The sequence below is a fragment of the Arthrobacter sp. MYb227 genome (assembly GCF_002975435.1).
GTDB lineage: Bacteria > Actinomycetota > Actinomycetes > Actinomycetales > Micrococcaceae > Paeniglutamicibacter.
Genome location: NZ_PCPT01000001.1, coordinates 370,443 through 387,584, shown reverse-complemented (window position 1 = coordinate 387,584; position 17,142 = coordinate 370,443). Strand labels below are relative to the sequence as shown.

Below are 17,142 nucleotides of genomic sequence, written 5' to 3'. Positions count from 1 at the left end.
CTTATGCCACGGGGATTTGAACCTGCCGTATTTGGCCAACTAGAGGTGTCCGGTGAGGCAGCGCGCCAAGGTGCCTTATCGCAAACCCATGGCTACGCAGCAGGATATGCAACGGGTATGCGGGCAGCAGAAGCCGCTGCGCGCAGGCAACGCGAGCACCTTGCCCAAGTTCAGGCAGCGGCCGAAGCACAGCACGCTGCTGAACAAGCACGTGCTATTAGAGCCTTAGCGGCAGCCGCCGACGCGCTAACCCAGCGCACCGTTCCAGTACTTGAGCAGGCGTCATCGGTCATGGCCGAAACCGCCTTGCTCCTTGCCGAAAAGATCATTGGTCAGGAACTGTCCAATGAGTCTCTGGGCGCCAAGGCCGCGATCGATAGGGCACTAGCTGGCATTGAGGCACATACCGTGCGCGAAATTCGGATGAACCACGAAGACCTCTCGCTGCTGGGACTGAGCAAGGTTCCCGGCACGGATATTGCGTTGGTTGCTGATTCATCGCTTGCGCGCGGGGATGCCATGACGGCGTTTGCCGAAGGCTTCTTGGACGCACGCATCAAGACAGCCTTCGAACGCGCAGCCAAGGCATTACGGGGTGGGCTCTAATGCGTTCGAACACGCTTGCCTGGCCGGAACTTGAACTCGCGCTGACAGCGGCTGCCCCAGCTCGTCTCGGCGTCGTCACCTCTGTGGTGGGCCTGGGGCTAGAGATTTCTGGACTCAACGCACCCTTGGGCACAGTTCTTGAAATAGGAGAGCAAAAGGTATCCGCCGAGGTTGTAGCCGCCCGCCGTTCCACCCTGCACTGCATGCCGCTGGGTGAAATCGAAAAAATCAGCGTCGGTGATCTAGTGTTCAACAGCGGATCCGCAGCGTCAGTCCCCACCGGCCCCGGCCTACTTGGACGAGTCCTCGATGGTCTGGGTAATCCCATTGATGGAAAGGGACCGCTGGGGGAACAACAGCTAGTTCCGATGGAGCATACGACGCCAGCCGCACTGGAACGCACCCGCATCACCGAATCCCTACATTTGGGCGTCCGAGTGATGGACACGCTCACCGCAGTGGGCGCTGGCCAACGTATCGGCCTATTCGCAGGCTCGGGGGTTGGTAAATCTTCGCTTCTATCGATGATTGCTCGCGGCTCCGCTGCCCAAATCAATGTCATTGCCCTAGTGGGGGAGCGCGGCCGTGAAGTTCGCGAGTTCCTCGAAGAAGACCTGGGTCCCGAGGGCTTGGCACGCTCCATTGTCGTTGTGTCCACGGCGGATGAGCCCGCTCGTATGCGCCTGCGGGCAGCCTTTGTTGCCACTCGCATCGCGGAGTCTTTCAGGGAATCTGGCGCGCAAGTCCTGTTGATGATGGATTCATTGACCCGCGTGGCCATGGCCCAACGCGAAATTGGGCTTTCCGCGGGCGAACCACCGGCAACTCGCGGATACCCACCATCAACGTTCTCGTTGCTGGCCCGCCTATTGGAACGTGCCGGAAGCGACGCACATGGTTCAATCACCGGGATCTATACGGTGCTCGTTGACGGTGATGACCACAATGAGCCAATTGCCGATTCCACTCGATCGCTACTCGATGGGCACATTGTGCTGGATCGGAAACTTGCGGTCGCCGGGCATTTCCCGTCTATTGATGCACTTGCATCGGTGTCCCGTGTGGCCAACAGGGTCACTACCCGAGAGCAGGCTAAGGCAGCTGCAACACTGCGTCGGGTGATGGCGGCCCGCCGCTCGGTGCAAGATCTGCTGGATGTTGGTGCCTACCAACGCGGCAGTAACCCCTTGGTTGACACAGCGGTTGATAACGAACAGGCAATCAATAATTTCTTGCGTCAGCGTCTGGAAGAGCCAGTGCCCGGGGAACAAGCGTGGAGCGAATTGGCTAACCTGCTACAAACTTTGGGAGTGAACTAATGGGTAGGAACTTTCCTCTTTCGGGACTCCTGCGCTTACGAGAATTGCAGGAAAATAAGGCCGCGGGCGAACTGGCGGCGGCCAACAAAGCCCTGCGCGGTGGGCAAGCCACCATGCGTAAGGTCCGTGAAAATACAGCTCAGACGGAGCAGAATCCAGTCGATGCAGCAACAATGCTCGCTGCTGCCGCGGCAAGAGCATCAACTAGCTCAATGCTCGTAGAACTCAATGCCTTGGTTCAAACCCTCAATGAGAAGGCACAGCACGCACTCCAACTGCACCAACATGCCAGAAGTGATGTTAAGGCACTTGAAAAACTTGCCGAGAAACATGCATGTGAATTGCGTCTTGAAGACTTGGGCCGTGAGCAGGCATTGCTTGATGATCTGAGCTCTAGCGGCTCCCGAGGAAGGGACACATAGTGGGCTACCACGAAGTTGCTTCGCGCATTGGCGCCATCCAAGGAACTCTTGCCACGATGACTGGCTCCAAACCCAGTGCATATTTGGCACCCGCCCCGGTGAAGAGCCTCAATGAGAACTCGGCTCCCGGAGGCCTAGCTTCAACCACGGGTTCGGGAATACCAACCGGGCCGTTTAATGACACCAACTCCACTGATTTCACCAAACTTCTGCAACAAGCCCTAGAACCTGCAACCAGCCGTGTGGACGAAACCAAGACCATTCCCACAGCACCTGAAACTCTTGCCCCTGCAGGGAACCCTACGAGCAAGAAAACAACTACGGAAGTCGAAGCTGTCAAAAAGGTCGCCGATGGCCCCAGCTCGGGTGTCGACGTGGTTCGAGAAGCTCGCAAATATCTGGGTGTTCCCTACGTATGGGGCGGTAACAACCCGAAGATTGGCCTCGACTGTTCATCATTTGTCCAACACACATTTCGCGATCTGGGCGTGGAATTACCGCGTGTGGCTCGCGACCAAGCAAAGCAGGGAACCGAGGTTCCTTCACTGACACAAGCCAAGCCCGGTGACCTGATTGTCACCCGTGGCGGGGCACATATCGGCATCTACCTGGGTGAAAATAAAATGATTCATGCTCCACGTCCCGGTGAAAGCGTGAGCATCCGCAAACTTTTTGAAACCGACGCCCAAATTATGACGATTAGACGTATCGTTCCCGCTCAGGAACCCCCCTCGTCTCAAGAAGCGACGGAAACTCTAATACGCGAAGCCAGCGTCAAAGCCGCGGAACTTACTGCATCGGCCCAACGTGCAACATTCAATACGGCGGTGAAAAATCCTTGATTCCATTCCTCTCAGCGCTCCAACCAACGCCGGGAACATTCCTGCCCTCACGCGGCGGTGATTCATCATCAAACGCATTTAGATCAATAGTTTCCTCGATGTTGCCTTCCGACGCACCAACTTCGCAGCCGCCCGGGTACCTAGAATCGGAGCATTCCCTCGCTGAAGAGAACACGCAGGAGATTCCGGTGAGCCCAGACACGGAAAAGTTGCTCCCCACAGCAAAGATCTCTGCCATGTTCGTGATTCCTGCACAGACTCCTGATAGCACTGCCGTGCTGCCCCCTGCCAAAGAGGAAGCCGTAAGCGAACCGCTTTGCTCCCCGAGCGCCGCACCGGAGGACGTCTCCGCCCCACGGCAACCGGATGAAAACGCAGCCAGTCTTTCGCACCGGGAACTGTTTGAATCGACAACGCCGCTCAAGCAACCGACGCCCGAAACTCAAGGCACACTGCCAGCATCGACAACCGGCCCTGCCGCTCCAAAGGAAAACGCCGGCGTAGCAACCAACAGTCCGCAGACACAAACCGGGATGTTGCCTCATCCCTTGATGGAAGCAACACTGCTAGCTGAGTCCGGCTCAGCCGGGCAGCTTGAACCGGAAGTCGTGGGGAAGCGCCCCCTTGAACAAATGGCAGAGGAACCTCGGCTAATTTCCAGCAGCGTAGAAGACAGCTCATCGAGTGCGACGGCTTTCCCCACGGGTGCTTCGGTAAATACGGCAGTGCTTGGAGCAGCAAGCCAGAACACTTCGCTGCCGCCACAAGCCGCCCTGATCGGTCATCCGGATCTTGCGCTGGCCGAACCTTCAGTTGAGGTTCCGAGCCAGTTTTTCCGTCCTAGCGCTGTACCTGCAAACCTTGCGACAATGCCGGTGAGAACTTCATCCACGGAACAGCACACAACCGTTGTCGATACCTCGCAGACAACGGCGCTAGCGCCGCAGGATCCGATGGTGATCGATGTCCCGCAACCAGCCGCGATGCATCCGCAGGGATCCACTGTTCACCTTTCACCTCAGATACCGGCGCTTGTCTCGCCCGGAACCATAGTTCTCGAAGCACCAGAGACAACCACCGCGAGTCTCGAAGCAACATCCGGGGTTAGTGCGCTCGCCGTGGAAAGCGCAGTAGCCCGAGGCGCACAGACGGTATCGCTGCACCGGCAACTTGTAGGTCCCCTGGTGGCCTTGGCAACGGGTCCTCATGGGGAGAGGACATTGAGCATCAACGTTGCCCCAGATTCGCTGGGTCCGGTAACCGTCAGGGCCTACCTCGGGCAGGAAGGCCTACGCGTCGAATTGAGCGCACCTACCGAGGCCGGGCGAGAGGCCTTGCGCGCCCTGTTGCCAGAATTACGCCGTGATCTGGCAGCTACTGGTGCAGGAACGCTCAGCCTCGGAACGGCAACTGATCTCGGAACCGGAAGTGGAAACCCCAGCGCCGCGGATGGTCAGCGTTTCGGTCCTGGACTCCCCACCCATGTATCGAGGGAACGGCAACCCAGTGATGTACCGGCTGTCCTTCCTATTGCAGACCTCGTTTTACCCGCACCGAATTCCACCCACCTCGACGTGCTGGCCTAGGAAGGAAGCTCACACCATGACAATTTCACCCATCGAAGTATCTCAATTTGGATTGGGAAACCAGCCGGTTCGTGCCCCCAAACAAGCAATGGACGGGGAAATGTTCATGCATCTGTTGGTCACTCAACTAGCGAACCAAGACCCGAGCTCACCCATGGACACCAACGACATGATTGCGCAGACCACTCAGTTAGCCTCCATGGAAAAGCTGAACATGCTCAGTGCCACGCAAGACGTATCTCTGGCCATCCAGCAACGAACCGCTGTCTCATCCTTGCTCGGCCACCAAATCACCTCCGGCGGGAAGGACCCGGTCACCGGCGTTGTCACGGCCGTGTCTTTCGCCGGCATTGATCCCATTGTCACGGTCGATGGTAAGCAGATTCCCTACTCGCACATCGTGTCTATCGGAGCTATTTCTCCGGAAGCAACACCTCCAGAAGACACCGGTGATCAATCACCGGATCCCGAGCCTGAGCCGGAAATAGCACTGCTCTAAACCGAGTCCTTGATCTGTCGCACCAAATTTTCAGCCAACACCATTTGCCCACGTATCCGTAGAAAAGAGTCAGCCACATGCTTCGTTCACTGTATTCAGGAATCTCGGGCCTGCGCGCCCACCAAACAATGCTCGATACCACCGGTAATAATATTGCCAACGTCAATACCGCGGGTTTCAAATCCTCATCTATCCAGTTCCAAGACACGCTGTCCCAAATGACTCAGGGCGCGACCACTCCAGGTGCCAATGCCGGAGGGCGCAATCCCGCACAGGTCGGGTTGGGTGTGCAGGTCGCTGGTATCAGCACTAACTTCGGCCAAGGATCGGCGCAGAACACCGGTCGATCCTCGGACATGATGATCGCCGGCGACGGATTCTTCATTACCCGCAACGGCGGATCCACCACCCTGACGCGTGCCGGTGCCTTTGACTTTGATGCCATGGGTCGGCTGACTAGCCCCAGCGGTGGAATTGTCCAAGGTCGCATGGCAAACAACGGTGTCATGCCAAATGGTGGTGCCCTGCAAGATATTGTCTTGCCCAAGGACCTCGTTGCACCAGGAATCGCCACGACAAACGCATCACTGATCGGGAACCTGCCCAAGGAAACAGCTGTGGGCGAGTCAATTGTTCAGGACAAGGAAATTTTTGCAGCAGATGGCACCAGCCGCACCCTGTCAATGACCTTCACCCGTACGGCCGGCGGTTGGAGCGTTGCTGCAAATGACGGTGCGGGGGCAACCGGAAGTTCCAACCTGACACTCGCAGCAGATGGAACCCTCAACGGCGGCACCTTAAACGTCGGAGGTATTGCCGTGGACCTCGGCAAGATCACCGGGTACGCGGGGCTGAAGACTGTCTCTATCAGCGAACAGAACGGTCGCTCTGCGGGCACTCTTGAGTCATACACCCTTGGCTCGGATGGAACCCTCACCGGCACCTTCTCCAATGGAGCCCAGCAAGCGATCGCACAGATCATCTTGGGTTCCGTGGCGAATCCTGCCGGTCTGCAAAAGGCTGGCGGGTCTGGCCATGCTGTCACCGCGAACTCCGGAGGTATCGAGTTCGGTGCCCCGGGTGATCCCGGTATGGGGAACATTGCCGGGGGCATGCTGGAAATGTCTAATGTTGACCTTTCCCAAGAATTCACTAACTTAATTGTTGCCCAGCGTGGCTTCCAAGCGAACGCCCGCATCATTACCACCAGTGATGAAGTACTTCAGGAACTTGCAAATCTGAAGCGCTAGCGAACGAAACTGTGACCGGAATCTACCTCAAGAAAGAACCGTGCTGGGTTCCGGTCACGGTAGGTCGGATCTTTTGACGATCGTGCTCGAGTGCTGAAGTACAACCGTTCCTGCTCATGATCCGAAGGATTTAGGTCGTGCCCAAATTTCTTGCCTGGCGGGCCGCCCAGCACCTGGTGGATCCGGGATGACTTGGCATCCTTGGGGCCGACCAGCTAACGGAAACTGCGCCGCTGCCGACAGTTCCCTGCGAAAGGACGGGTCACATGATTGTTGTAACAAGGCTGAATAAGAGCCGCTTTTCTATCAATCCGGACCTCATTGAACGGATCCAGGAAAACCCTGACACCGTCATTGTCATGGTCAACGGAGCCAAATATGTGGTGACCGAATCCATGGAAGAGGTCATTGGACTGGTCGTTCACTACCGTGCGGCAGTGATTTCACTGGCAAGCCTGCAAAAAACCGAAGACCTATCCTCGGTACCACCTTCGCTTCGATAGAGGACATTTTCCTTGGATCCCGCAACAATCATTGGCCTACTACTGGCCTTCGGCGCAATGTTTACCATGCTTTTCATGGAGGGTGCCAGCGTCTCGTCGATTCTTTTGCCGGCCCCCATGATCATTGTGTTCTTTGGAACCATCGCCGTGGGAATCGCCAGTGGCACGATTAGCGACACCATTATTGCTTTCAAGACGCTCCCTTCGGCATTCCGCGGCAAAATCACACCCATCACGGAACTAATATCCCGGCTAGTCCAACTTGCCGAGATTGCGCGCAAGGACGGATTACTGGCCCTCGAAACAGAGGCACAGGAGAGCAAAGATCCGTTCCTAGGACGTGCCCTGCAATCAATGGCTGACGGTATCGACGGAGATGAACTTCGGGACCAGCTCGAAGACGAAATTGCTACGCGTGAAAGCACCGACGCAATTGCACACAAGTACTTCTCTACACTTGGTGGTTACGCACCGACGGTCGGCATTATCGGTACCGTAGTCTCGCTGACACACGTTTTGGAAAATCTATCTAAGCCAGACGAGCTCGGACACATGATTGCTGCGGCCTTCGTGGCAACCCTGTGGGGCTTGGTCTCGGCAAACTTCATCTGGCTACCGATTGGCTCACGACTACGTCGCCTCTCCGAACTCGAAGTTGAACGCATGAGCCTTGCGGTTGAGGGTCTACTAGCCATCCAGGCCGGAAGCCAACCGATGCTCCTCGAAGAGCGGTTGCGTGCCATGGCCCCGGCGCACGAACTCAAATCCAAGGGCAAGAAGCCAAAGGCAGAAGCGGAAGACAACCTGCTCAAGGACTTCGAGGAAGCGGCTTGAGTTCCCGGCGCGGTTCCCGGCGCTCACGTAAAGCTCCCGCGGAGCATCACGGCCCCGACGAACGCTGGATGGCCTCATATATGGATATGGTCACGGTCCTTATGTGCCTCTTCATAGTGCTTTACGCAATGTCAACAGTTGACCAGGATAAGTTTGCTGCGCTAAAGAATTCGTTGGCTTCGGGGTTCGGGGTTGAAAGTAGCCAAATCGCCGATACGGCCCAAGGCATTGTGGTTCCTCCCGAACTTGTTGGCTCCGAAGGACTCCTTGCCAATGCGGAAATCGATGATGCGACAAAACAAAAACTTGTCAAACTTGCCCAGGCCGAAGAAGAAGCTCTTTACGACCTGAAGATTCGCATCGATCAGCGTTTGGAAGCCTCGGGCCATAAAGGTGCAGCCGAATTTTCCATCAATCAACGCGGACTCACCGTTCGTTTAGTTAGCGCGGAAACGTTTTTTAGATCCAATAGCGCCGCACTGACCAGCAATGCCAGAGAAATTATTAACTCAATTTCCCCGGTGCTGGCACCAACTAACCGGCACTTTGAAATTGAAGGGTTTGCCGACGAAATTCGGCCCGTGGATCCATACCCGACCAATTGGGAGCTATCGGCAAGCCGGGCCACCGGAGTGCTACGGGCCATGGTCGAAGACGGGGGAGTGAAACCGCACAGGATTTCCTCGGTCGGATACGGCGACGCACGTCCGTTGAAGGGAACCAAAGACCGATCAAAGAACCGGCGCGTGGACATTGTCGTACTCTCTAACCAGCCGGAGAACGTCAGAAACCTACTTCCGCAAACCTAAGGCAGGCCCCGGAGAAATCTTCCGACACTGAGAATTTTTGTGTCGTCTCAACACCACATGACCAATTGGCTAACCATTTGCCGAGGCCGTCCGATAGTGGTGCCAGTGACCCCTCTGTGTGTGGGCCGCCAGTGATGGGCGCCCCGATTCTAAATTCTCCTGCCGCGGCACTTGCCGTGGTCTATGACTTCCGTAGGCCAACTACATTGGCCCGCGAGCATGCGCGCGTCCTTGAGCTGGCCTTTGAGACCTTCGCCCGCCAGTGGGGGACTCAGCTCACTGCCAAAATCCGTGTCATGTCTCAGGTGACTCTCGAATACGTGTCGATGCAGTCCTATGATGACTACGTCACTGGGTTGCCGCCGACCACAGCCATGGTTTTATGCGAATCCGAGGCAACAACCGCCCGCACGGTCATCCAGTTCCCCGCATCGGCGGCGTTGAATTGGATATCGCATATGCTTGGCAGCCCCACGGCGACAGATGTTCCCGAACGTAAGTTCACCCGGATTGAACAAACCTTGGTTCGCGGGCTCATGGACGAAGCGCTCGAAGATCTCCATTATTCACTGGGTGCACTCCTGCAAGATCAGTTGAGTGTGGCCAGCATCCAGCACAATTCGCAATTTGCTCAGGCAGCTACCAAATCGGAACTGGTTATTGCCGTATCGCTGCGCGTACGTGTGGGTGAGCGCAGCACTTTGGCCAGCATCGCGGTACCCGCGGAATTGATCATGGCGCAGCTGGGCGAAACCAATCCCTCTGGCCCCATCGAAAACGCCGGTGAACTGCTCAGCGATTCCTTGGCCGGGATTCCGGTGGATGTTGCCTTGGCGCTGAGCCCTGCCGTGGTGACCTCCGGCACTATTTTGAATCTGGCGGTGGGCGATGTGCTGCCATTGCCGCATCCCACACATAAACCCTTTGAGCTTTCCGTGGAGGGACGCCGTATGGGCACCGCCGCGGCTGGCACCCGGAGCGGTCGGATCGCCGCCGTTATCGTTTCTACCGAGGAGACCTAAATATGATTCCCGCGCCATCAGGCACCCCAGCGCTACATTCGACGGCGCTTTATTCAGCATCCGCCGAAGCTCTTGCCGCGATGCTTCCCACCCCGGCGCCGGTGCAGGCCAGGCTCCTTGCGGGGGCACGGGATGCCTCAATGCTCACGGCCATGGGTGAAATTGTTGGTGCAACATTCGTCGGGCAACTTTCGGCAGACGTGATCATTTGCATCCAGGCCCCACTGCTTGGCGGAACTCCTGGCGGAGCCGGCTCACTGATCTCCACCGCCGATGTTTTGCGTCCGGCGTTGGATGCCGCAACCGGGGTGCTCGGCGCTGGGGCTTTGTCCACCGATGCCATCGTTGGTGCCGAAGCGTTGCTCGGGGATGCCGAGACAGTGTGCTTTGAACTTGCCAGTGACGGATCTGTCATTGGCTGGTATGCCCTGCGGATCCGTGAACACGCAACTCTCGAATCCACTGCGAATACGCAGCGGGAAGACCGCGAGGACGTCTCTGCCCGGCTGGGTCGCATCAGCAATGTGGAAATGGCCTTGACGGTAGAAATTGGGCGTACCCGTATGTCGGTGCGTGACGTGTTAAATCTTGAACCAGGCGCCGTGGTGGAACTTGACCGTTCCGCCGGAGCACCCGCAGACATCCTACTCAATGGACGCTTAATAGCGCTCGGCGAAGTTGTAGTCATGGATCAGGACTACGGTGTGCGCATTACCAAGATCCTTGATGTGAATGAGGGTTTGTCCTAGCTTGGAGAATTTTTTCCTGTTGCTACGGGTCATTATTTCACTGGCCGCGGTGCTCGGGCTCCTGTTTTACCTACGCAAGCGCATCCTTCCACGTTTCGGCACGCAGCAGACCAACCGGGTGAATGTCGTTGAACGCCAAAGCATCGGACCAAAATCCGCTGTGGTGCTCCTAGACGTACAGGGGCGCCGCTATCTGCTGGGCGTGGGGGAGTCCTCGATTAACGTGCTCGACAGCTTTGAAGCCCCCGAACCCCTGGTGCTTGATCCGGTAGCCGGGCAAGACCAGGATGGTTCCGCCGAACAACGCTCGCGATCCTTCGCCGCGACCCTGCAGAAGCTTACCGGCGCCGCACCAACGGAAACCGGAAACCACGGTGAGCCTTCGAGCCTTGCAGCTACCTCACCACTGGCTGGGTCGATTCTCTCTGCGCAGACCTGGCGAAATGCCTGGACAGCGCTGAAGACGGGACGCTCGCTGTGAGTCTGCTTGCCTCGAAACGTTTTCGGCCCCTGGTGCAGCTCTTCGCGGTGCTCGTCCTGGTGGTGCTTTCGAACCTGGTGAGCACCGGTGCCGTGTGGGCAGCACCCGTTGACCCCTCCGCCCCCGAGGGCGGTGGCCTTTCGGTGGAAATTAACGGACCTAACGGAACTCCTAGCTCGGCCATTGTCACGCTGATCGCCATCACCTTGCTCTCGGTGGCACCGGCGCTGTTACTGATGATGAGCTCCTTCACGAAGATTTTTGTGGTGCTTGCCATGACTCGTAACGCCTTGGCGTTGCCGACGATTCCGCCCAACCAGGTACTCGCGGGCCTCGCCTTGTTCCTGTCCCTCTTCATCATGTCTCCGGTGCTCACTTCCATGAACGAGCTGGGTGTTCAGCCTTATCTGGCCGGCACACTCGATTTCAACCAGGCCATGGAGGTCGGGGTTAAACCGCTTGCAGATTTCATGCTGGCGCACACCCGTGAGGCAGACATTGCACTGATGACCCGCGCCGCGGACTTGCCGAACCCGGAAACGGCTGCCGATGTTCCGCTGACAACGTTGATCCCGGCATTTATGATCTCCGAGCTGCGTGCCGCGTTCATCATCGGCTTCGTCATTTTTGTACCGTTCTTGGTCATTGACCTGGTGGTTTCCTCCGCGCTGATGTCCATGGGCATGATGATGCTTCCACCGGTAATGATCTCGCTACCGTTCAAGATCCTGCTTTTTGTACTGGTTGATGGGTGGGGACTGATCATCACGGCCCTCATTGGCAGCTATCGGTTGGGCGGCTAGCACATGGACCAGAACGCCGTATTGGACATTGGACTCTCCGGGCTACTGATCGCGGCCAAGCTTGCGGCCCCGGTGCTCATCACCTCCCTAGTGGTCGGATTCGCGATTTCCCTCTTCCAATCGATGACCCAGATCCAAGAGGTCACGCTTTCCTTCGTGCCCAAGGCCGTCGCAGTTTCCATTGCGCTGCTTGTCTGCGGTCACTGGATGATTTCCGAAATTGTGCTGTTTACTCACGAACTCTTCGACAAGATTCCGGCACTGCTGAGGGGCAGCTGACGTGCAGGTCGTGCTGCCCCTGGAAACCATTGAAGCGATGCTTTTGGCGGCGGTGCGGATCACCGCGTTCATTGTTATTGCTCCTCCCTTCTCCCATAATGCGATTCCCGGGCGTATCAAGGGCACTATCGCCCTGGGACTCGCGCTGGCCGTGACTCCCAAGCTCAGCAGTACGCACCAGCTGATGGACACCGGGCCCTTCCTGGGAGCCGTGATCCTGGAGCTTGTCACCGGGGCAGCACTCGGTTTCTTGGTGATGGTGTTGTTTTCCGCAGTGCAGAGCGCCGGTGGACTAATCGACCTATTTGGTGGCTTTGCCATGGCTCAGGGCTTTGACCCGCAATCGATGGTCAACGGCGCACAATTCTCCCGGTACTTCCACTGGGCAGCCCTAGCCCTATTGGTCTCCTCAGATGGCTACCAATTGGTGCTCGCCGGGCTTTTTCGTTCCTTTGACGCCATCCCGCTGGGCGGCGGCGTGGGGCTTGATGCGCTTGCCGAGAATCTTGTGCATTCGGTGGGACAGATGTTTGTTGCCGCTATCCAGATCGCCGGACCGTTGCTGGTGGTCTTGGTACTTGCGGATATTGGGCTGGGCCTGCTGACTCGTGCGGCGCCGGCACTGAACGCCTTTGCCATGGGCTTTCCTCTGAAAATCTTCCTGACGCTTTCGCTGGCCGGCACCGTGTTTGTGTTGCTGCCCTCGGTGGTCTCCGCATTGGTGCATTCGGGCCTTGAAGCCATGGGCAAGGTGTTTGGCACATGAGCGAGGAATCGGGGGAACGCAGCGAAAAGGCAACACCCCAACGCATGAAGGAGGTGCGTTCCAAGGGCAAGATGACCCGCTCGCAGGATTTGACCGCTTGGTTGGGTATCGCAGCGGCAGCACTCATGCTCCCGGGGCTGCTGTCTCTGGCCGAAGATGCAGGGCGAGAACAATTTGCAGCCATCGCTCGGGTGATTGGTGACCCACAGGAACAATCCGCGGTTCAGGTGTTGGACCTTGGTTTTGGCTCGCTGGCCAAAACCCTAGCACCTTTGTTCATTGCCGTGTTGGTGGTGATCTTGGCGGTTGCCGCATTACAGGGTGGCATTAGGTTTAAGAAATTCAGGCTCGACCCAGCAAATCTGAATCTGCTCAATGGCTTCAAACGTGTTTTTGGTTTGCAAGCATTATGGCAGGGTGTCAAAGCGCTGTTGAAGGTCTGCGTGATCGGTCTGGTGCTCTGGAGCGTAGTTTCTTCACTGATGCCATTGCTCCTGCAATCTGGTTCTCTGCCGATCAATTCGCTGCTCGGTGCCGGGGCCGGCGGGGCAGCCTCGTTGATCAGGGCCTCGGTCCTCGCCGGGTTGGTGCTTGCGGCCCTCGATGTTTTTGTGGTGATGCGCCGCAACCGCAAACATACACGGATGACCCGTAAAGAGGTCACCGACGAAAACAAACGATCCGATGGTGACCCGTTGATCAAATCGCAACGGCGCTCACGGCAAATGGAGATGAGCCGAAATCGTATGATGGCTGCGATCGCCGATTCCGATGTGGTGATAGTGAACCCCATCCACGTTGCCGTGGCGCTGAAATATGAGCCGGGAAAATCCGCGCCAAAGGTGGTGGCCAAGGGATCTGGGAATATTGCATCGCGCATCCGTGAGGAAGCAAGTACCCACCGGATCCCGATGGTGCAAGATATTCCACTGGCCAGAAACCTTCATTCGGTCTGTGAGCTTGGAGATGAGATCCCGTCGGATACTTACAACGAGGTGGCCCGGGTCCTCGCGTTCGTGATGACGCTCAAGACTCGTGGAAGTGCTACAGGAGTGCATACGCTCCCGGGGCCACCGGCACCCCCAGCGAAAGAACATGCGTCTGTCACTATAGGCAGGGGCCGTCGCGCGGCCCGGCCACCTACGTAACTAGCTGCACCACACACCGCTTCTCATTCATCGCCCCCGAAAGTCTCTAAGGAACACCTCTTCATGAAATTCGCGAGTGTCTCAAAGATTGCAGTGCCGTTGGGCGTTGTAGGCATCATCATGCTGCTGGTGGTTCCGATCCCCGCATCCCTGTTGGACGTGCTCTTTGCCGTAAGTATCCTCTTGGCCTTGGTGATCCTCTTGACCACCATGTTTGCCAAACGACCCCTGGATTTCTCGGTATTCCCTTCATTGCTGCTGGTTGCAACCTTGCTGCGCCTGGGTCTGAATGTCGCCTCAACTCGACTGGTGTTAGGAAATGGGTACGCGGGGGAGGTCATTGCAGCATTCGGGAATATTGCCGTGGGTGGGTCACTGATCATTGGCTGTGTGATTTTCCTGATCCTAGTTGTTATTCAATTTGTGGTGGTCACTAAGGGTGCCGAACGTGTGGCAGAAGTTGGGGCACGATTCACCCTCGATGCCATGCCCGGTAAGCAGATGGCGATTGATGCAGACCTAAACGCGGGACTTATCACTGATGCTCAAGCACGTGAACGCCGTGCAGAGGTAGCCGCGGAGGCCGACTTCTACGGTGCGATGGATGGTGCATCAAAGTTCGTCAAGGGCGATGCCATTGCCGGGGTCATTATTATCATCATCAATCTGCTCGGTGGCATCGGGATCGGCATGTTGCAGCGCGGAATGCAGGTTGGCGAAGCCCTGAACACCTATGCATTGCTGACCATCGGTGATGGTTTGGCAACGCAGATCCCCGCACTGCTGATGGCGGTATCCACGGGCATGATTGTCACTAGGTCCAATGCGGCCGATGACATGGGATCCAGTGCTTCAACCCAACTTGCTCAATCTCGCACCGCCCTGCTCATTGCCGGTTCGGCAGCCATTGCCCTTGCCCTGGTGCCGGGCATGCCAAAGTTGCCCTTCGTCCTGATCGGTGGGTTACTGATCTTCAGCGCGCAACGGATCAAGGCACAGAAAGCTAAAGCCGAAGCGATCGCGGCTGTGCAAACTCAAAATCAGGCCTCGGCCCCACAGAAAGAAACTACCGAAGACCTGATCGAAAAAATGCGTGTGCACGCACTAGAGATTCAGCTGGCACCAGACCTAGTCGATGTGGTCAACGGAGGCGGTGACGATTTGCTGGCCCGGGTCAGGGCGCTACGCAAGCGAGTCGCCATGGAACTTGGGGTGGTCCTGCCGCCGGTGCGCACCCGGGACTCGGTTGAACTGCCGCCAGCGACGTATGTTGTACGTATCGCAGGGGTCGAGGCGGGACGCGGCAGTGCGCCGCGCGGAAAAATTCTTGCGCTGGGCGACCACCTCGAGGCACTTCCCGGTGCCAGCGTCGTGGAACCGGTCTTTGGCCTGGCCGGCAAATGGGTTCCCACGGAGCTTCGACACAATGCCGAGATGGCCGGAGCCACAACGATTGACAGGGTTTCGGTGATCGTTACGCATCTGTCCTCGATTGTGCATGCTCATGCGGCCCGGTTGCTCAGCAGGGAAGACGTACGCGTACTGACCGATTCTGTGCGGGATATTAACCCTTCCGCGGTTGAGGAGTTGATCCCTGGGCTGCTTTCCTTGGCCGAAGTCCAGCGCGTGCTTCAAGGCCTACTCCTTGAAGGCGTGCCGATCAATGACCTGCAGCGTATCTACGAGGCCTTGTCGTTACGGGCCAAGGCGAGCACAGATCCGGAAGGGCTCATCGAGGCGGCCCGCGATGCCTTGGGCCCGGCAATTGCTGCAACACATTTGGAAGGTTCACTATTGCGGGTCATCATGATCGATCCCTCCCTCGAGCAGGGGATGCTTGAGGGGTTACGCCCCTCGGAACTCGGTACACAGATCATGCTCGATGCCCATCGGCTCGAATCGGTACTGAGCTCGGTGAAAGACATTACTGCCCAGCTTGAAAGTCGCGGGCTTTCTGCCGTACTGGTCTGTGCACCGGCGCTACGTCCTGCCATGCGGCGTTTGGTCGGTGGACAGGTCAGCGGGTTGGCGGTGCTTTCCTATCAGGAAGCAACAGCCGGCGGAGCCGAAATCGAAACCGTAGGGGTGGTACGTGGTGCCGACGCAATATCGGCGTGAGGCCGAAAACCTTGGAGCGCTCAAGGCACGCATCACCAAAGAGTTTGGTCCACACGCACGGATCCTCAGCGCAGCCTGGGTGAGCCAGGGTGGTCTGGGAAAGTTCATGGCCAGGCGCTTCATTGAGGCGATCATCGAGGTGCCGGGTGAGCCGGAGCTAAATGCCCCGCATGAGCTTTTGAAGCGGGCAAGGATAGCCACCGAAGCATCCCCGAGGGGTGAAACAACGACGCAAACTTCCGGTGTTTCCCCGGCAGGTCCGCATGGCTCGGCGCCGAGCAAACCCACACCGGTGAAATCAGGAATGGCCGAACTACTTGCCCTGGCCGATGCGCAGGAGGAATTTTTGGCCGGGAGGGAAACTGCTCCGCGGAGAAGTGCCGGTAACTCCGAGGCGGAGTTTAGCCGGTTGCTCGATGATCAGAGCTTTGCCTTGAGTCCGGCCACCGGGGTACGGGCTCTAGGTGCGGGGTCGCAGGATTCAGTAGCCGGAAGATCCAGGGAGCCTCTGATAGGTGGTGCAGGGATCAAAGCTGAGCGGGAAGTCACAAGTTCCTTGGCCTTGGACTTGGGACAGTTGTTACCATCGCCGCTTTCGGGACCCGGGGACCTCGTGGTGGTCGTGGGTCTCTGGGGCGATGGGGTGGCTGCCGGGGATCAATTAGGTGAGGATGTCTCGATGCGCCGGCATGCGGGGGAGTTGGCTGCCAAATTTGCCGCTGGAAGTAGCACTCAGCGCCGGCCCATACATGACCGGCGCGGCATCCTGCGAGCTCGGGCCGGTGCCGTTTCGCAAGGGGTTCCGCTGGTGGTTTCGGTTGCCTTGAACCCTCTTGAACAGCTGGGGGTGCAACTTGAGATCTTGCAGGTGTTGGGCGCAGATCAATTATGGGTTGCTGTGGATGCGGGTCGGAAAAGTGAAGATACCGCGGCTTGGGTGAAATTCATTGCCCAGCGGCATTCTCTCTACGCGCTGGTATCTTTGCATGCCAATGAAACGCTGAGCCCGGAATCGGTACTCGATTTGGGGTATCCGGTATTTGATATCACTGCGCCGTTGCCCTGATCCCACGGTGTACTTGATAGCCGTTGGGCTATGATGATGC

19 protein-coding genes are annotated in these 17,142 nt (G+C 57.5%); all 19 read left to right on the top strand.

Annotated features, from left to right (window positions below; translation table 11 throughout):
- Positions 1-3: 3 nt before the first annotated feature.
- Positions 4-606 carry a FliH/SctL family protein gene (locus CQ018_RS01790; protein ID WP_219843980.1) on the top strand — a complete coding sequence of 201 codons (603 nt, stop codon included), beginning with the start codon at positions 4-6 and terminating at the stop codon, positions 604-606.
- Positions 606-1,925 (top strand): FliI/YscN family ATPase, encoded by a 1,320-nt coding sequence (locus CQ018_RS01785; RefSeq protein WP_105548250.1) that lies wholly within the window; start codon positions 606-608, stop codon positions 1,923-1,925. Before CQ018_RS01790 ends, CQ018_RS01785 begins: the two co-directional genes overlap by 1 nt.
- A complete protein-coding gene (locus CQ018_RS01780; protein ID WP_105548249.1) occupies positions 1,925-2,347 on the top strand; it encodes a flagellar export protein FliJ in 423 nt (140 codons plus the stop codon). Before CQ018_RS01785 ends, CQ018_RS01780 begins: the two co-directional genes overlap by 1 nt.
- The gene (locus CQ018_RS01775) at positions 2,347-3,189 is read left to right on the top strand and encodes a C40 family peptidase (RefSeq protein ID WP_258142366.1); all 843 of its coding nucleotides are present in this window, start codon (positions 2,347-2,349) and stop codon (positions 3,187-3,189) included. Before CQ018_RS01780 ends, CQ018_RS01775 begins: the two co-directional genes overlap by 1 nt.
- Before the next feature lie 188 nt (positions 3,190-3,377).
- Complete coding sequence (locus tag CQ018_RS01770; protein ID WP_181149690.1) at positions 3,378-4,775, top strand: flagellar hook-length control protein FliK; 1,398 nt, start codon at positions 3,378-3,380, stop codon at positions 4,773-4,775.
- A 16-nt stretch (positions 4,776-4,791) separates the two neighbouring features.
- On the top strand, positions 4,792-5,274 hold the full coding sequence (locus tag CQ018_RS01765; RefSeq protein ID WP_105548247.1) for a flagellar hook capping FlgD N-terminal domain-containing protein: 483 nt from the start codon (positions 4,792-4,794) through the stop codon (positions 5,272-5,274).
- 77 nt (positions 5,275-5,351) lie between these two features.
- Positions 5,352-6,524: a flagellar hook protein FlgE gene (locus CQ018_RS01760; RefSeq protein WP_105548246.1), complete on the top strand. Its 1,173-nt coding sequence runs from the start codon at positions 5,352-5,354 to the stop codon at positions 6,522-6,524.
- Between the two features lie 266 nt (positions 6,525-6,790).
- A complete protein-coding gene (locus tag CQ018_RS01755; protein WP_105548245.1) occupies positions 6,791-7,027 on the top strand; it encodes a flagellar FlbD family protein in 237 nt (78 codons plus the stop codon).
- A 12-nt stretch (positions 7,028-7,039) separates the two neighbouring features.
- On the top strand, positions 7,040-7,861 hold the full coding sequence (locus CQ018_RS01750; protein WP_105548244.1) for a motility protein A: 822 nt from the start codon (positions 7,040-7,042) through the stop codon (positions 7,859-7,861).
- Positions 7,858-8,670 carry a flagellar motor protein MotB gene (locus CQ018_RS01745; protein ID WP_258142365.1) on the top strand — a complete coding sequence of 271 codons (813 nt, stop codon included), beginning with the start codon at positions 7,858-7,860 and terminating at the stop codon, positions 8,668-8,670. Before CQ018_RS01750 ends, CQ018_RS01745 begins: the two co-directional genes overlap by 4 nt.
- A 134-nt stretch (positions 8,671-8,804) precedes the next feature.
- Positions 8,805-9,692: a flagellar motor switch protein FliM gene (locus tag CQ018_RS01740; RefSeq protein WP_105548243.1), complete on the top strand. Its 888-nt coding sequence runs from the start codon at positions 8,805-8,807 to the stop codon at positions 9,690-9,692.
- Positions 9,693-9,694: 2 nt separating this feature from the next.
- Complete coding sequence (fliN, locus tag CQ018_RS01735) at positions 9,695-10,441, top strand: flagellar motor switch protein FliN (RefSeq protein WP_105548242.1); 747 nt, start codon at positions 9,695-9,697, stop codon at positions 10,439-10,441.
- Between the two features lies 1 nt (position 10,442).
- On the top strand, positions 10,443-10,922 hold the full coding sequence (locus CQ018_RS01730; RefSeq protein WP_181149689.1) for a flagellar biosynthetic protein FliO: 480 nt from the start codon (positions 10,443-10,445) through the stop codon (positions 10,920-10,922).
- Positions 10,919-11,725, top strand: a complete 807-nt coding sequence (fliP, locus tag CQ018_RS01725; protein WP_105548240.1) for a flagellar type III secretion system pore protein FliP — start codon at positions 10,919-10,921, stop codon at positions 11,723-11,725. The genes CQ018_RS01730 and fliP overlap by 4 nt, the downstream gene beginning before the upstream one ends.
- A gap of 3 nt (positions 11,726-11,728) precedes the next feature.
- Positions 11,729-12,004, top strand: a complete 276-nt coding sequence (fliQ, locus tag CQ018_RS01720; RefSeq protein WP_105548239.1) for a flagellar biosynthesis protein FliQ — start codon at positions 11,729-11,731, stop codon at positions 12,002-12,004.
- 1 nt (position 12,005) lies between these two features.
- Positions 12,006-12,770, top strand: coding sequence for a flagellar biosynthetic protein FliR (gene fliR / locus CQ018_RS01715; protein ID WP_374954173.1), 765 nt, complete (start codon positions 12,006-12,008; stop codon positions 12,768-12,770).
- On the top strand, positions 12,767-13,918 hold the full coding sequence (locus CQ018_RS01710; RefSeq protein ID WP_105548238.1) for a flagellar biosynthesis protein FlhB: 1,152 nt from the start codon (positions 12,767-12,769) through the stop codon (positions 13,916-13,918). The genes fliR and CQ018_RS01710 overlap by 4 nt, the downstream gene beginning before the upstream one ends.
- A gap of 63 nt (positions 13,919-13,981) precedes the next feature.
- The gene (locus tag CQ018_RS01705) at positions 13,982-16,036 is read left to right on the top strand and encodes a flagellar biosynthesis protein FlhA (protein WP_105548237.1); all 2,055 of its coding nucleotides are present in this window, start codon (positions 13,982-13,984) and stop codon (positions 16,034-16,036) included.
- On the top strand, positions 16,011-17,102 hold the full coding sequence (locus CQ018_RS01700) for a hypothetical protein (protein ID WP_105548236.1): 1,092 nt from the start codon (positions 16,011-16,013) through the stop codon (positions 17,100-17,102). The genes CQ018_RS01705 and CQ018_RS01700 overlap by 26 nt, the downstream gene beginning before the upstream one ends.
- Positions 17,103-17,142: the final 40 nt, after the last annotated feature.

Coding starts and splice junctions, on each gene's coding strand:
- CQ018_RS01790 (WP_219843980.1), top strand. CDS start 4: ATGCCACGGGGATTTGAACCTGCCGTATTTGGCCAACTAGAGGTGTCC.
- CQ018_RS01785 (WP_105548250.1), top strand. CDS start 606: ATGCGTTCGAACACGCTTGCCTGGCCGGAACTTGAACTCGCGCTGACA.
- CQ018_RS01780 (WP_105548249.1), top strand. CDS start 1,925: ATGGGTAGGAACTTTCCTCTTTCGGGACTCCTGCGCTTACGAGAATTG.
- CQ018_RS01765 (WP_105548247.1), top strand. CDS start 4,792: ATGACAATTTCACCCATCGAAGTATCTCAATTTGGATTGGGAAACCAG.
- CQ018_RS01760 (WP_105548246.1), top strand. CDS start 5,352: ATGCTTCGTTCACTGTATTCAGGAATCTCGGGCCTGCGCGCCCACCAA.
- CQ018_RS01755 (WP_105548245.1), top strand. CDS start 6,791: ATGATTGTTGTAACAAGGCTGAATAAGAGCCGCTTTTCTATCAATCCG.
- CQ018_RS01740 (WP_105548243.1), top strand. CDS start 8,805: ATGGGCGCCCCGATTCTAAATTCTCCTGCCGCGGCACTTGCCGTGGTC.
- fliN (WP_105548242.1), top strand. CDS start 9,695: ATGATTCCCGCGCCATCAGGCACCCCAGCGCTACATTCGACGGCGCTT.
- fliQ (WP_105548239.1), top strand. CDS start 11,729: ATGGACCAGAACGCCGTATTGGACATTGGACTCTCCGGGCTACTGATC.
- CQ018_RS01710 (WP_105548238.1), top strand. CDS start 12,767: ATGAGCGAGGAATCGGGGGAACGCAGCGAAAAGGCAACACCCCAACGC.
- CQ018_RS01705 (WP_105548237.1), top strand. CDS start 13,982: ATGAAATTCGCGAGTGTCTCAAAGATTGCAGTGCCGTTGGGCGTTGTA.